General features: G+C 72.1%; 15 protein-coding genes. 4 read left to right on the top strand and 11 right to left on the bottom strand.

Annotation, left to right across the window (positions count from 1 at the left end):
* Positions 1–2 precede the first annotated feature (2 nt).
* Positions 3–1,220, top strand: a complete 1,218-nt coding sequence (locus tag OHA99_RS34830) for an alginate lyase family protein (protein WP_153181396.1) — start codon at positions 3–5, stop codon at positions 1,218–1,220.
* Between the two features lie 22 nt (positions 1,221–1,242).
* Here OHA99_RS34830 and paaE read toward each other — a convergent pair whose 3' ends face one another.
* The 5 genes from paaE to paaA are packed head-to-tail and all read right to left on the bottom strand — an operon-like array spanning position 1,243 to position 4,989.
* A complete protein-coding gene (gene paaE, locus OHA99_RS34825; protein WP_405698737.1) occupies positions 1,243–2,349 on the bottom strand; it encodes a 1,2-phenylacetyl-CoA epoxidase subunit PaaE in 1,107 nt (368 codons plus the stop codon).
* Positions 2,349–2,864, bottom strand: coding sequence for a 1,2-phenylacetyl-CoA epoxidase subunit PaaD (gene paaD, locus OHA99_RS34820; protein ID WP_165686941.1), 516 nt, complete (start codon positions 2,862–2,864; stop codon positions 2,349–2,351). Before paaD ends, paaE begins: the two co-directional genes overlap by 1 nt.
* The gene (paaC, locus tag OHA99_RS34815; protein ID WP_405698735.1) at positions 2,858–3,685 is read right to left on the bottom strand and encodes a 1,2-phenylacetyl-CoA epoxidase subunit PaaC; all 828 of its coding nucleotides are present in this window, start codon (positions 3,683–3,685) and stop codon (positions 2,858–2,860) included. The genes paaD and paaC overlap by 7 nt, the downstream gene beginning before the upstream one ends.
* 9 nt (positions 3,686–3,694) lie before the next feature.
* Positions 3,695–4,006, bottom strand: coding sequence for a 1,2-phenylacetyl-CoA epoxidase subunit PaaB (gene paaB, locus OHA99_RS34810; protein WP_007388027.1), 312 nt, complete (start codon positions 4,004–4,006; stop codon positions 3,695–3,697).
* Entirely contained in the window at positions 4,003–4,989 is a 987-nt protein-coding gene (gene paaA / locus OHA99_RS34805) for a 1,2-phenylacetyl-CoA epoxidase subunit PaaA (RefSeq protein ID WP_153181393.1), read from the bottom strand. The genes paaB and paaA overlap by 4 nt, the downstream gene beginning before the upstream one ends.
* A 213-nt stretch (positions 4,990–5,202) precedes the next feature.
* Here paaA and paaI point away from each other — a divergent pair, with 213 nt between their 5' ends.
* From paaI to OHA99_RS34790, 3 genes are all read left to right on the top strand, one after another.
* Positions 5,203–5,616: a hydroxyphenylacetyl-CoA thioesterase PaaI gene (gene paaI, locus OHA99_RS34800; protein ID WP_405699047.1), complete on the top strand. Its 414-nt coding sequence runs from the start codon at positions 5,203–5,205 to the stop codon at positions 5,614–5,616.
* Positions 5,613–6,959 (top strand): phenylacetate--CoA ligase PaaK, encoded by a 1,347-nt coding sequence (gene paaK, locus OHA99_RS34795; RefSeq protein ID WP_405698733.1) that lies wholly within the window; start codon positions 5,613–5,615, stop codon positions 6,957–6,959. The genes paaI and paaK overlap by 4 nt, the downstream gene beginning before the upstream one ends.
* Before the next feature lie 111 nt (positions 6,960–7,070).
* Positions 7,071–8,369: a flavin-containing monooxygenase gene (locus OHA99_RS34790; RefSeq protein WP_381587167.1), complete on the top strand. Its 1,299-nt coding sequence runs from the start codon at positions 7,071–7,073 to the stop codon at positions 8,367–8,369.
* A 109-nt stretch (positions 8,370–8,478) separates the two neighbouring features.
* Here the strand turns inward: OHA99_RS34790 and OHA99_RS34785 are convergent, their stop codons facing one another.
* The 6 genes from OHA99_RS34785 to OHA99_RS34760 form a co-directional block, all read right to left on the bottom strand.
* Positions 8,479–9,606 carry a tryptophan dimethylallyltransferase family protein gene (locus tag OHA99_RS34785; RefSeq protein ID WP_405698731.1) on the bottom strand — a complete coding sequence of 376 codons (1,128 nt, stop codon included), beginning with the start codon at positions 9,604–9,606 and terminating at the stop codon, positions 8,479–8,481.
* Between the two features lie 207 nt (positions 9,607–9,813).
* On the bottom strand, positions 9,814–11,163 hold the full coding sequence (locus OHA99_RS34780) for a cytochrome P450 (protein ID WP_153181388.1): 1,350 nt from the start codon (positions 11,161–11,163) through the stop codon (positions 9,814–9,816).
* Between the two features lie 15 nt (positions 11,164–11,178).
* Positions 11,179–11,772, bottom strand: coding sequence for an ATP/GTP-binding protein (locus tag OHA99_RS34775; protein WP_108989779.1), 594 nt, complete (start codon positions 11,770–11,772; stop codon positions 11,179–11,181).
* Entirely contained in the window at positions 11,747–12,124 is a 378-nt protein-coding gene (locus tag OHA99_RS34770; RefSeq protein WP_007388032.1) for a DUF742 domain-containing protein, read from the bottom strand. The genes OHA99_RS34775 and OHA99_RS34770 overlap by 26 nt, the downstream gene beginning before the upstream one ends.
* Positions 12,121–12,522, bottom strand: coding sequence for a roadblock/LC7 domain-containing protein (locus OHA99_RS34765; protein WP_007388033.1), 402 nt, complete (start codon positions 12,520–12,522; stop codon positions 12,121–12,123). Before OHA99_RS34765 ends, OHA99_RS34770 begins: the two co-directional genes overlap by 4 nt.
* Positions 12,519–13,724: an ATP-binding protein gene (locus tag OHA99_RS34760; RefSeq protein WP_381499236.1), complete on the bottom strand. Its 1,206-nt coding sequence runs from the start codon at positions 13,722–13,724 to the stop codon at positions 12,519–12,521. Before OHA99_RS34760 ends, OHA99_RS34765 begins: the two co-directional genes overlap by 4 nt.
* Between the last annotated feature and the right edge of the window lie 124 nt (positions 13,725–13,848).

The following is a 13,848-nucleotide window of genomic DNA, read 5'->3' as shown; positions in this document are numbered from 1 at the left end:
ACATGTCCTCTGCTCCCACGCGCCGTCACCGCAGATCTCGCGCCGCGCTCCTCGCGACCCTCACCGCCGCCCTCGTCGGCACCCTGCTGGCCGGCCCCGGCCCGGCCGCTCCCCGCGCGGACGCCGCACCGGCCGCGTTCACGCACCCCGGAGTCACCGTCTCCCAGGGGCAACTCGACTTCGTCCGCGCCAAGGTCGCCGCCGGGGCCCAGCCCTGGAAGGGCGCCTTCGACCAGCTGACGGCGAGCAGGTACGCCGACCCGAACCGCACCCCGAAGCCCCGAGCGGTGGTGGAGTGCGGTTCCTACTCCAACCCGAACCACGGCTGCACCGACGAGCGCGAGGACGCCATCGCGGCCTACACCAACGCGCTGGCCTGGTACCTCACCCGTGACGAGCGGTACGCCCGCAAGTCCATCGAGCTGATGGACGCCTGGTCCGCCGTGCTCCGGGACCACACCGACAGCAACGCGCCGCTGCAGACCGGGTGGGCCGGGTCCTCCTGGCCCAAGGCCGCCGAGATCATCAAGTACACGTACGGCGGAACCTGGGCCAACTCCGGCCGCTTCGCCACCATGCTCCGGGACGTCTACCTGCCCGAGATCATCAACGGGTCGAACTCCAACGGCAACTGGGAGCTGACGATGACGGAGGCCGCCGTCGGCATCTCCGTCTTCCTGGAGGACCGGGCCTCCTACGACAGGGCCATGGCCAGGTTCCGCACCCGCACGGCCGCGTACGTGTACCTGGAGTCCGACGGAGCCCTGCCGAAGACCGTCCCGAGCCAGCACCTCGACACCCGGGACAAGATCGTCAGGTACTGGCAGGGCCAGTCCACCTTCGTCACCGGCCTCACCCAGGAGACCTGCCGCGACCTCACCCACACCGGATACGGCATCGCGTCCATCTCGCACGTCGCCGAGACCAGCCGGATCCAGGGCCAGGACCTGTACGGCACCGACGTCGGCGAGCGCCTGCGGCACGCGCTCGGCTTCCAGGCGAAGTACGAGCAGGGCGCGGCCGCGCCGGACTGGCTGTGCGGCGGGGAACTCGACCTCGGGCTGGGCCCGGTCACCGAGGTCGGCTACAACGCGATGCACAACCGCCTCGGCTTCGCCATGACCAACACCCAGGCCCTGACCGAGCGCACCCGCCCCTCCGGCACGAACAACCTCTTCGTCGCCTGGGAGACCCTCACCCACGGCGACAACCCGGCCTGAGCGGGGCCGGACCGTCCCGGGGTCAGCTGTCGTAGTCCACGGTCAGCTTCTCCGAGACCGGGTACGACTGGCAGGTGAGGACGTAACCCGCGTCGACCTCGGCCACCTCGAGGGCGTAGTTGCGGCGCATGTCGACACTGCCGTCGGTGACCAGGGCCCGGCAGGTCCCGCAGACCCCGCCCTTGCAGGCGAAGGGCAGGTCGGGGCGGGTCTGCTGGGCCCCGTCGAGGACCGACCGCTCGCGGGAGAGCGGGGCGGTCGTGGAGCGGCCGTCCAGGACGACGGTGACCTCGCTGACGGGGCCCTCGGGACCGCTCTCCTCGTGCCGGACCTCCCGCACGGGCTCGTCGTCGGCGTAGAACAGCTCCCGGTGGACACGCTCCGCCGGGACGCCGAGGCCGGTCAGGACCTGCTGGGCGTCGGCGACCATGCCCTGCGGTCCGCACAGCCACCAGTGGTCCGCGCTCTCCACGTCCAGCAGAGAGTCGATGAGCGCCGAGAGCCGTGCGGCGTCCAGGCGGCCGGAGAGCACCTCCGCCTCGCGGGGCTCGCGGGAGAGCACGTGGGCGAGGTGGAAGCGGGTCGGGTGGAGGTCCTTCAGGTCGGCCAGTTCGTCGGCGAACATCACCGTGTCGCTGCGGCGGTTGCCGTAGAAGAGGGTGACGGTGGAGCGGTCGTCGGCGGCGAGCACCGACTCGGCGATGGAGACCATCGGGGTGATGCCCGAGCCGGCCGCGATCAGCACGTGGTGGCCGGGGGTGCTCAGGTCGGGGGTGAAGAGGCCGGTGGGGGCCATCACCTGCACGATGTCACCCGGCCGCACGTCCTCCACCAGCCACGCCGAGAACAGCCCGCCCGGCACCACCCGCACCCCGATGCGCGGCGCCGAACCGGCCGGTGCGCAGATCGAGTAGGAGCGGCGCTCGTCCCGGCCGTCCACCTCGCGCCGCAGGGTGAGCGACTGACCGGGCGCGAAGGCGAACTCCCCGGCCAGCTCGTCGGGGATCTCGAAGCTCACGGCCGCGGCGTCCGCGCAGAGCCGCTCCACGGCGGCGACGCGCAGGGCGTGGAAGGCGGGACGGCGGCGGGTGCGCACGGGGGCCGCCGGGACGGGGGCGGTCGGGGCCATCAGATCTCCTTGACGTACTCGAACGGCTCGCGGCAGGCCCGGCAGCGCCACAGCGCCTTGCAGGACGTGGCGGCGAAGCGTGAGGTCTCCTCGGTGTCCGCGGAGCCGCAACGCGGACAGGGCACCGCGGGCCGGGTGGGCGACAGCACCAGGGAGACGGGACCCCGGGGCGCGGCCCCCGGCGGGGCGATGCCGTGCTCGGTGAGCTTCAGGCGGCCCGACTCGGTGATCCAGTCGCTGGTCCAGGGCGGGTCCAGGACGGTGCGGATCTCCACGCGCGGGTACCCCGCGTCCCGCAGCCGCGCCGCGACGTCCGCCCGCATCTCGGCCATGGCCGGGCAGCCCGAGTAGGTGGGAGTCAGGCTCGCCACGACCGTGCCGTCCCCGGTCACCTCGACGTCGCGCAGGACGCCGAGGTCGGCGAGGGTCAGCATGGGCAGCTCGGGGTCGGGCACCTGCTCGGCGACGTGCCGGGCGCGGTGGGCGTCCAGGAGTGCGGGGCCGCCGGTCACCATGTCGCCTCCGGGTGGGCGCGGGCGACGCCCTGAAGCTCGGTGAGGAGCGGCGCCAGGTGCTCGGTGTGTTCGCCGGCGCGGCCCGAGCCGGGCAGCGGGCGGTGGACCGGCAGGGTCAGCCCGGCGGCCCCGGTGACCTGGCGCAGGTCTTCGGCGACCTCGTCCCGCACGTCGTACGCCGTGTGCAGCTCGCCCAGGTAGGGGGCGACCTCGTCCAGTGCGGCGCGCGTCCGGCGGTGCGACTCGTCGGTGCCGTCGCCCAGGCGCACGCACCACTCGGCGGCGTACTGCCGGTGGTAGGTCAGCTCCTTGACGCCCTTGGCGGCGACCGCCGCGAGCACCGGGTCCGGGTGGGCCTCGAGCCGCCGGAAGTGGGCCAGCCGCCAGCTGGAGAGCACCAGCAGCCGTACGACCGCGAACGCGAAGTCTCCGCCGGGGAGTTCGGCCAGCCGCACGTTGCGGAAGTCGTCGGCGTCCCGGAAGTAGGCGTAGGCGTCCTCGTCGCGGCCGGTGCCGTCGGCCTGGCCCGCGCGGGAGTAGAGCAGGCGGGCCTGGCCGAGCAGGTCGAGGCCGATGTTGGCCAGCGCCACCTCCTCCTCCAGCTCCGGTGCCCGCGTGACCCACTCGGCGAGCCGCTGGGCGCTCACCAGGGCGTCGTCGGCGAGCGCCACGCACTCGGCGGCCAGCGCCTTGGCGTCGACGCCCTCGGGGACGGTGGTGTCGACGCCGTGCAGCGGGTCCTCGAAGCCGGTGCCGTAGGCCCAGCGGGTGTCGTCCTCGTGTCCCTCGGCCAGGGTGAGGTAGACGTGGTCGTCACTCATGCCCTGCTCCTAGATGTGGGGGACGTCGTCGGGGATGTCGTAGAAGGTCGGGTGGCGGTAGACCTTGTCGGCGCTGGGGGCGAAGAAGGGGTCCTTCTCGTCGCGGGTGGAGGCCGCGATGTGCTCGGAGCGCACCACCCAGATGCTCACGCCCTCGTTGCGCCGGGTGTAGAGGTCGCGGGCGTGGGTGAGGGCCATGGCGTCGTCGGCGGCGTGCAGCGAGCCGACGTGGACGTGGTTGAGGCCGCGCTTGCCGCGCACGAACACCTCGTACAGCGGCCAGCCCTGCTTCTCGTGGTGCTGGGGCTTGTCGGCGCTCATGCCGCCGCTCCCTTCTCCGTGCGGGCGGCCTGCTTGGCGGCGTGGGCGGTGGCCGCCTCGCGCACCCAGGCGCCCTCCTCGTGGGCGGTGCGCCGCCGCTCCATCCGCCGGTCGTTGCAGGGGCCGTCGCCCTTGATGACGCGCATCAGCTCGTCCCAGTCGGGGGTGCCGAAGTCGTGGTGGCCGCTCTCCTCGTTCCAGCGCAGCTCGGGGTCGGGCAGCGTGACACCCAGCTTCTCGGCCTGCGGGACGGTCATGTCGACGAAGCGCCGACGCAGCTCGTCGTTGCTGTGCCGCTTGATCTTCCAGGCCATCGACCGCGCCGAGTTGGGCGAGGCGTCGTCGGGCGGGCCGAACATCATCAGGGACGGCCACCACCAGCGGTCCACCGCGTCCTGGACCATCTCGCGCTGGGCGTCGGTGCCGCGCATCATCGTCATCAGCAGCTCGTAGCCCTGCCGCTGGTGGAAGGACTCCTCCTTGCAGATGCGCACCATCGCGCGCGCGTAGGGTCCGTACGAGCTGCGGCACAGCGGCACCTGGTTGCAGATCGCGGCGCCGTCCACGAACCAGCCGATCACGCCGACGTCGGCGAAGCTCAGGGTCGGGTAGTTGAAGATCGACGAGTACTTCTGGCGGCCCTCGATCAGCCGCTCGGTGAGGTCGTCGCGGTCCGCGCCGAGCGTCTCGGCGGCCGAGTACAGGTACAGCCCGTGGCCGGCCTCGTCCTGGACCTTGGCGAAGAGGATCGCCTTGCGCCGCAGCGACGGCGCCCGGGTGATCCACTCGCCCTCGGGCTGCATGCCGATGATCTCCGAGTGCGCGTGCTGGGCGATCTGCCGGATCAGCGTCTTGCGGTAGCCGTCGGGCATCCAGTCCCGCGGCTCGACCCGCTGGTCGCGCGCGATCGTCGCGTCGAAGTGCTCCTGGAGCCCGTCCGGCGCGTCCGGGGGCGGCGCCTCGGCGGCGTGTGTCGTGGTCATCGTCACCAGCTTCCCAACCGACCATTCGTTCGGTCTCAGTGTGACGTGTTTCCGCGCGCCGGGCAAGAGCCGGACGCCCGCCGGTCACACTCTTGACAGCGCCGCCGCGTGGCTGGATTACTTGCCCCTGTCGCGAGCTAACCGAATGGTCGGTCGGGAGAACGGGTGGTGGATACGGTGTCGCAGACCACTGGGCGGACGCCCACGGAGGTGATGTTCGCCGCGGACGAGGCGTCACGGGGACTGGGCATCGAACTGGTCGAGCACGGCGCGGGCACCGCGGTCGCCAGGATGACCGTGACCCCGGCGATGGTCAACGGACACCGGATCGCCCACGGCGGCTTCCTCTTCCTCCTCGCCGACACCGCGTTCGCCTGCGCCTGCAACAGCCACGGACCGGTCACGGTCGCGGCCGGCGCCGACATCGTCTTCGTCGCCCCGGCCCGCGAGGGCGACGTGCTGGTCGCCCGCGCCGAGGAGCGTGCCCGGTTCGGACGCAGCGGCATCTACGACGTGAGCGTGTGGCGCGGCGACGAGCTGATCGCGGAGTTCCGCGGCCGCAGCCGCAGCGCCCGGGACGACACGGCGCGCGAGGCGCCCGGCACGACGACGAAGGAGGCGCGATGAGCAGCGAGCCGACGACCGGGGCGGCCCCGGCACCCCGACCGGGCGAGCCCCTCCCCCACGACCTGCTCGACGACGCCGAGCGGCTCTCCCGCGAGCAGCTCCGCGAGCTCCAGCTCGACCGCCTACGCGCGACCCTGCGGCACGCCTACGACAACGTGGAGCTGTACCGCAAGAAGTTCGACGCCGCCGGGGTGACGCCCGAGGACTGCCGCAGCCTGGCGGACCTGTCCAGGTTCCCCTTCACCACCAAGGCGGACCTGCGGGACACCTACCCCTTCGGCATGTTCGCGGTCCCGATGTCCGACGTGCGGCGCGTGCACGCCTCCAGCGGCACCACCGGCCGTGCCACCGTCGTCGGGTACACCGAGAACGACCTGTCCATGTGGGCGGACGTCATAGCCCGTTCGATCCGCGCCGCCGGCGGCCGCCCGGGCCACAAGGTGCACATCTCCTACGGCTACGGCCTGTTCACCGGCGGACTCGGCGCGCACTACGGCGCGGAGCGCGCCGGCTGCACGGTGATTCCGGCGTCCGGCGGCATGACGGCACGTCAGGTGCAGATCATCCAGGACTTCCGGCCCGAGATCATCATGGTCACCCCCTCCTACATGCTCACGCTGCTCGACGAGTTCGAGCGCCAGGGCATCGATCCGCGCGGCAGCTCCCTCAGGGTCGGCATCTTCGGCGCCGAGCCGTGGACCGAGGAGATGCGGCGCGAGATCGAGGAGCGCATGGACATCCACGCCGTCGACATCTACGGCCTGTCCGAGGTGATCGGCCCCGGTGTGGCGCAGGAGTGCGTCGAGACCAAGGACGGACTGCACATCTGGGAGGACCACTTCTACCCCGAGGTGGTGGACCCGCTCACGGACGCGGTGCTGCCCGAGGGCGAGGAGGGCGAGGTCGTCTTCACCTCCCTCACCAAGGAGGCGCTCCCGGTGATCCGGTACCGCACCCGCGACCTGACCCGGCTGCTGCCCGGCACCGCGCGTCCCGCCTTCCGGCGGATGCGGAAGGTCACCGGCCGCTGCGACGACATGATCATCCTGCGCGGGGTGAACGTCTTCCCGACCCAGGTCGAGGAGATCGTGCTGCGCACCCCCGGCGTCGCCCCGCACTTCCAGATCCGGCTCACCGAGCGCGGCCGCATGGACCACATGACCGTACGGGTCGAGGCCCGCCTCGACGCCGGCCCCGAGCGGCGCGAGGCCGCCGCGAGGGCGATCGCCCAGGGCGTCAAGGACGGTGTGGGGGTCAGCGTCGAGGTGGAGGTCGTCGAGCCGGAGACGCTGGAGCGCTCGCTCGGCAAGATCCGCCGGGTGTGGGACCTGCGAGGCGCGTGAAACGTGATCACCGACACGTCCGTTCCCCGGTCGTTCTGGTGTGCGTGGAGATACGGATGGGCAGTAAGTGCATGATCGGGGGAGGTTGAGTACATCCTGGGGGGACGTCCCGTGCGTGTGTGTGTGATCGGTGCAGGCCTGTCGGGCCTGGCGATGGGCCATGCCCTGAAGGAGCGCGGCATCTCCTTCGTCTGCCTGGAGAAGGCACCCGACGTCGGCGGGATCTGGCGTCAGCCGGGGGCCGGCGAGCGCGGTCCGGGCTACCGGACCCTGCACCTGAACACCGCCAAGCAGCTGACGGGCTTCGCGGACTTCCCGATGCCGGAGTCGTACCCGCTCTACCCCCGGCACAGCCAGGTCGCCGCCTACCTGCGGTCCTTCGCCGAGTGGGCGGGCCTGCTCGGCCACGTCGAGCTGCGGACCGAGGTGGTCTCCGTCCGCCAGGACGCCGACGGCCTGTGGACCGTCGTCAGCCGGGGCGCGGACGGCGCGCGGACCTCGCGCCGGTTCGATCAGGTGGTCGTCGCCTCGGGGCACCACACCGATCCGGCCCTGCCCGACCCCCTGCCGGCCGGTGCCGACTCCTTCGCCGGAACGATTCTTCACTCCCTCGACTACCGCGACGGCGGCGACTTCGCCGGCCGGCGCGTCGTCGTGGTGGGCCTCGGCGCCTCCGCGGTGGACATCGCGGCGGACCTCTCCCGGCACGCGGAGCGGACGCTGCTGTCGGTGCGCCGGGGGCTGCACATCGTGCCCAAGCAGCTGTTCGGGATGTCGGTCGACGAGATCGCCGAAGCCCCCTGGTGGAACGAGATGTCCTTCGAGGAGCGGCGCAAGTGGGTGGAGCAGGCCCTGCTGGTGGCGCGCGGCAGGCTGTCGGACTACGGCCTGCCCGAGCCCGACCACCCGGTCTTCTCCTCCGCGACGACCCTCTCGGACGAGATCCTCAGCCGGATCCGGCACGGCGCGGTGACGCCGAAGCCCGCGATCGCCTCGTTCGACGGCGACCGGGTCGTGTTCACGGACGGCAGTTCCGAGCCCGCAGACGCGGTCGTCTACTGCACCGGTTTCCACATGACCTTCCCGTTCCTGCCGGCCGGCTGCCCGGTGGCGGCGGACGGCTCGGTCGAGCTGTACCGGCGGGTCGTCCCGGCGGACCGGCCCGGTCTGTACTTCGTCGGGCTGGTGCGCCCCGTGGGCGCGATCACCCGTCTCGTGGAGGCCCAGGCGGAGTGGGTCGCCCGCCTGATCGACGGTGCCGCGGCACTGCCCGCTGCCGAGGAGATGCGCGAGGAGATCGGCACGTACCTCACCGGCATCGTCCAGCGCTACGGCCGGACCGAAGGGGCCTCGATCCAGGTCGACGTGGGCCCTTACCTGGCCGGGTTCCGGGAGTCGCTGCCCGTGTGAGTGCCCCGCCCGGCGTCGCCGCGCGCGTCCGCGACGGCGCCCGGCCGGGTCCATGACGAGGACTCCCGGTGGATCGCACCGGGAGCCCCGTCGGGTGCGGACGGTCCGGTCAGGACACCGGCACCGGTCGGCCGGCGGTCTCCACGGCCGGCGGCCGCACCGCGTACGCCTCCGAGGAGAGGTACGCCGTGATCCGCGGGGCTTGGTCCCGCTGGTGGGCCAGGGCCAGGTAGGCGATCAGGCCCACCCCGTCCTCGGGCCGCCGCTCGGTGAGGGCCGCCAGGGCGCGGTCGAGCACGGAGGCGTCCATGCCGTGGTGGCGCAGCACTCTCGACGCCCGGGCCAGAGCCTCCCCGTCGTGCCGGACGTAGTCCCTGACCGGGATGTGCAGGGTGAATCCGCTCGGCCGTGCGGTTGTGGTGTCGGTGAAGGAGTGGCAGGACAGGCCGGGCCTTCCGCCGAGCCCCGTCGCGTCGGGTCCGAGACCCGCGGCCGTGCGGAAGAACCCCTCGACCGCCGCGGGCCCGGGGCCCGAGTCCATCCGGGACAGGCGCCCGGCCTGGCCGGCCGAGAGGTTCTCGTGCCGCACGTACACCTTCACCCGGGGTTCCGCCCAGTCCCCGAGGTCCAGGGCGAGGAACGGGTGTCCGGCGCCCCGGGGCAGACCGTCGTACGCCTGCCGGTGCCCGAGCCGGCGCAGAGCCTCGCGCACCGTCGCGGCGGAACGTTCCTCCCCGCCTGCCGCCGGGTTCAGATAGACCTTGACCTTGGGTACGCCACCGGGCCTCAGCTCCAGCGCGCACCACAGGGCGAGGGGGCCCTGCGGAGCGGGCGGCAGGAACAGGTCCCGGAGTTCGTCGAGGACGTCGGTGGCGAAGTGCCAGCGCCGCGCCATGGCCCGGATCGCCTCGAGTCCGACACGGCCGTTGTGAGCCAGGCTGTCTGCGCCGCAGCCGGGTTCGACGAGGACCCGCACGGAGGGTGCCGCGTCCGGTCGGAAGGAGAGGGAGAACTCCACGGGGGTGTGGTCGTCGGACAGGAAGGTGCGGGTGGGCGGCGGCAGGCTCAGCGGCCGCTCGGCCGCCGGGCCCAGTGACTCGGTCAGGACCTGTGCGTAGATCTCGACGTCGGCTCGGGACAGGCCCGCGACCCCCCCGAGTCTTCGCAGCTGACCGCCCGTGAGAGAACCGAGCGTCGGTGTGTGCCGCGGGCCCGTGCCCGTCGGTGCGGCGGTCACCGGCCCGTCCCCGGTCGGAGCCGCACAAAGTGATACCCGCCTCGGGGGGCGGGTATCAGGGGGTCCGGCGCCGGGAAAGCGGCGTTCGTGGATATGTGGTCCACGACACCTCCTTTGACTCGTAAGCAACTTGAGTACCGCGTTGCTCACTACCCGTGCCGTTCGATCTTCATGCGAATGGGGCGGGTTGTGGAGGTGTTGCGCAGATCACCGTGTGAGCCAGTTGAGGAACTGGCTCCACATGCCCTTGTGTTCGGCCGGGCGGGCCGTGTTCGCCGTCTGCTCCCGCTCGGCCGCCGCGGCGGCCTGCCCCGGTTCGGCACGCCGTGCGGAGCGCACCGGGGTGAACCGGGCCGGCAGCGTGGCCAGTGCCCGGTTGAAGGGCCCCGGACGCCACGTCAGGCTGTCTTCGGGCACGGCGAGTTCGACGTCGGGCAGCTCGTTGAGCAGGTGCTCGACGGCCGTGACCGTGATGTGCCGGGCCGGTTCCTTGGACGGGCAGGCGTGCGGGCCCGCGCTCCAGGCGAGGTGGGCCCGGTTGCTGCCCGCCTCGCGGGAGGCCGACAGGGCCGGGCCGGTGTTGGCCGCGGCGAAGCTGACCAGGACGAGGTCGCCCGCCCGGAGCTGCTGTCCGGCCAGTTCGGTGTCGGCGGCCGGATAGTGCGGGGCGTAGTTCGCCATGGGCGGGTTCTCCCACAGCGTGTCGTCCAGCGCCTCGTCGATCAGACCGCCCTCACGGGCGTACCGCTCGTGGGTGAGCAGCCGGTGCAGGGTGTTGCCGAGGAGGTTGCGCAGGGGCTCGGCGCCCGCACCGAGGAGCAGGGCGAGCTGGTGGACCATCTCCTCATCGTCGAGACCGGCCTCGTGCCGCATCAGCCAGGAGGTGACGTCGTCGCCGGGCTTGCGCCGCTTGAGGGCGACCAGCTCCCCCACCGCCTGGAAGAGGACCGCGGTGGCCTTCTCGGCGTTGACGCCGTCGAACATGCCGGAGATGCCGAACAGCACGCGGTCGCCGATGTCGGCGGGGCAGCCGAAGAGTTCGTTGAACACGAACAGCGGCAGCTGCTTGGCGTAGTCCCCGAGCAGGTCGGCCGAACCGCGGTTGGCGAACTGGGAGATGAGGTAGCCCGAGATCTGCTCGGTGCTGCGGCTCAGGCGCCGGGTGTCCACCCGCGCCATGCTGTCGGTGACCGCCTGGCGCAGCCTGAGGTGGTCGGCCCCGTCGGCGAACATGCAGTTGGGACGGTAGGCCAGCAGGGGTGCGACCGGGCTGTCCGGGCTGATCCTGCCCTCGTTGAAGGCCCGCCAGCGGCGCGCGTCCTTGCGGAAGGTTCCGGAGTCCTGCAGCAGTTGGAGCGCCGCCGCGTAGTCCGTGACCAGCGTAGCCTCGACCCCCGGGGCGAGTTCGACGGGGGCCGCGGCCCCGTAGTGACGCAGGTGCTCGTAGTACGCCTGCGGGTCGGCGGCGAACTCCGGCCCGTGCAGCGGCACCCGGGCGCCGGAGCCGTGGGCCGGGCAGCCGGGTGGCGGCACCGGGGCGGTGTCGTGGGCGTTCATGTCTGCTCCCAGCTCCTAGCGGGTGCGGTCCAGCAAGTAGCGGACGAGGGTGGTCAGTGCGGCGGCCGAGGACTTCTCGTCGCGGGCGTCGCAGGTGACGACGGGGGTGTCGTCGAGCAGGTCGAGCGCCTCGCGCAGCGCCCGCTCGTCGCGCAACGGCGTGCCGTCGAAGTGGTTGACGGCGATGGCGTAGTCGAGCCCGTAGTGCTCGATGAGGTCGATCACCGGGAAGGAGTCCGCCAGCCGCTCCGGATCGACCAGGACCAGCGCGCCGAGCGCGCCGCGGGCCATGTCCTCCCACATCTGCACGAAGCGCTGCTGGCCGGGGGTGCCGAAGAGGTAGAGCACGACGCGGTCGCTGATGGTCAGGCGGCCGAAGTCCATGGCGACCGTGGTGGTGGTCTTGCCCTGGACACCCTTGAGGTCGTCGACCGGCTCGGCGGCCTGCGTCATCGTCTCCTCGGTGGACAGCGGCTCGATCTCGGAGATGGAGCCGATGAGGGTGGTCTTTCCCACCGCGAAGTGCCCGACGACGAGGATCTTGACCGCGGTCTGGGTCGCTCCCTCGCGTACGTAGTCCCGCTCATCCAAACTTGGCGCGGAGCCCATTGAGCACCTCCTCCAGAATCTCCCGGTCCGCGAGGCGGGCGCGGGCCACCGGCGGGCGGGTCGTGAGGTGGCCGCCCTCCATCAGGGAGGCCAGCAGGATCCGCACGACGCCCAGCGGGAAGTGGGTGTGTCCGGCGATCTCGGCGACCGAGAGGTAGCCGGCGGCGCAGAGGTCGAGCAGGCTCTGCTCCTCGGGGGACAGCCGGGCCGGCCGCTGCTGCTGCCCGTCGGAGGCGGTGACCAGGGTGATGAGGGAGAGGTCGTCCTCGTCGGGCAGGCCGCGCCCCTTGGTGATGACGTACGGCCGTACTAATTCCGGCGCCTCGGGCTGCCAGCCGTCGTGGCCGGTCATGAGCGGGCGCCGAGGTTCTCGCGCGGCGGTGTCGTCAGCCGCTTGCCGAGCTGGGCGACGAGTTGCTGCATCCGGAAGGTGATGTCCGCCATGTCGACCTCCGGGGACGCGGACACGCCGAGGTAGGCGCCCTCGCCGGCGGAGATCAGGAAGACCCAGCCGCCGTCGAACTCGACGAGGGTCTGCCGCCAGGACTGGCCGGCGTCCTCACAGAAGAAGGCGAGGGTGCGGCTGAGCGACTGCACGCCGCTCATCGCCGCGGCGACCCGGTCGGCGTCGTCCTTGTCGAAGTCCTGCGTCCGGGCCATCAGCAGGCCGTCGGCGGATATCAGGACCGCGTGCAGGGCGCCTGGAATCTCCAGGGCGCTGTCGAGCATCCATGACAGATCGTCGTTCACGAGACCTCATGTCCTTCGCTGCTTGCACCAGGTGTGTCGCTCGTCCGGCCGGCGCTGTCCGGACGGTCCGTGCGGTCCGCGCGGTCCTGCTCGGTGACCCGGCCGGACTGCGTTCCGCGCTGGAAGGCGCCCATGACCTGTGCCTGTTCGGAGTCCGAGCGGCCGGCCGCGCGGGGGGTGGACGCGCTGCCGGGCACGATGGCCATCGGCCGCTTGCGCCGGCGCCGGGGCAGACCGTCGCCGGTCTGGGAGGAGGTGAGCGCGGCCTCGGGGCCGCCGTCCGGGACCGGCCGGGCGGTACCGCGTGCGGCCGGGGCGGCGGCGGGGGCCTTCTTCTCCGGCATCGCGGTGAGCAGTTCGTGCGGCAGCAGGACCACCGCCCGTACACCTCCGTAGGGGGAGGAGGAGTCCACCGACACCTCGAAGCCGAATCGTTCGCACAGCAGGCCGATGACGGCGAAGCCGAACTGCGGCGGGTTGCCGAGCCCCGCCACGCCCGAGGCTCGCTCGGTGGCGAGCAGCTTGTCGGCGCGGGCCCGCTCCTCGTCGCTCATGCCGACACCGGCGTCGTCGACCACGACGCAGATGCCCTTGGGCACGGTCCGGATGTTGATCTCGACGACGGTGTCGGGGCTGGAGTAGCTGGTGGCGTTGTCGAGCAGCTCGGCGAGGGCCAGGGCGACGGGCTCGACGGCACGGCTGGTGATGCCGAAGTCGACCTGGGAGAGGATGTCCACCCGGCGAAAGTGCCGGATGCGTCCCTGGGCGCTGCGCACCACGTCGTAGACCGAGGCGGTGTCGCGCCGGCCGCCGAGCCAGCCGTCGCACAGCACGGCGATGGACTGGGCCCGCCGGCCGAACTGCGAGTTGGTGTGGTCGATCTCCAGCAGGTCCTGGAGGAGGGCGGAGTCGCCGTACTTGGTCTGCAGCCGCGAGAGCACCAGCTGCTGTTCGGCGGCGAGGCCCTGAAGGGTCCGCATGGCGGATTTCAGCACCGTCTTCGTCTCGTCCTCGGCCCGCTCCTGGGCGGCCTGCACGGACTTCCCGTAATCGCTCTCCAGCTCGGTGTAGTGATCCCTGAGCCCCTGGACCTGCTGCCGCAACGCCCGTGCCGCCTTGCGCTGGCGGCTGATGAGCACGGCGGCGGCGACGAGGGCGACGAGGGCGACCCAGAGCAAGGGGTTCCCTGTGTATTCCGTCATAAGACTCTCTTCAGGCGACTGACAGCCGGCTTGCTGAATTCCCGTCCGCGCGGGCGGTCCGGTGGACTGCCCGCACCGGGGGTAGCTGCCCGGGCTGCCCTTTACGTCGGGGATGCCGTCTTTC

The organism is Streptomyces coelicoflavus (genome assembly GCF_045041415.1).
Taxonomy (GTDB): Bacteria; Actinomycetota; Actinomycetes; order Streptomycetales; family Streptomycetaceae; genus Streptomyces; species Streptomyces coelicoflavus.
The sequence above is the reverse complement of the archived record's forward strand: the minus strand, read 5'-3'. Positions and strand labels throughout refer to the sequence as shown.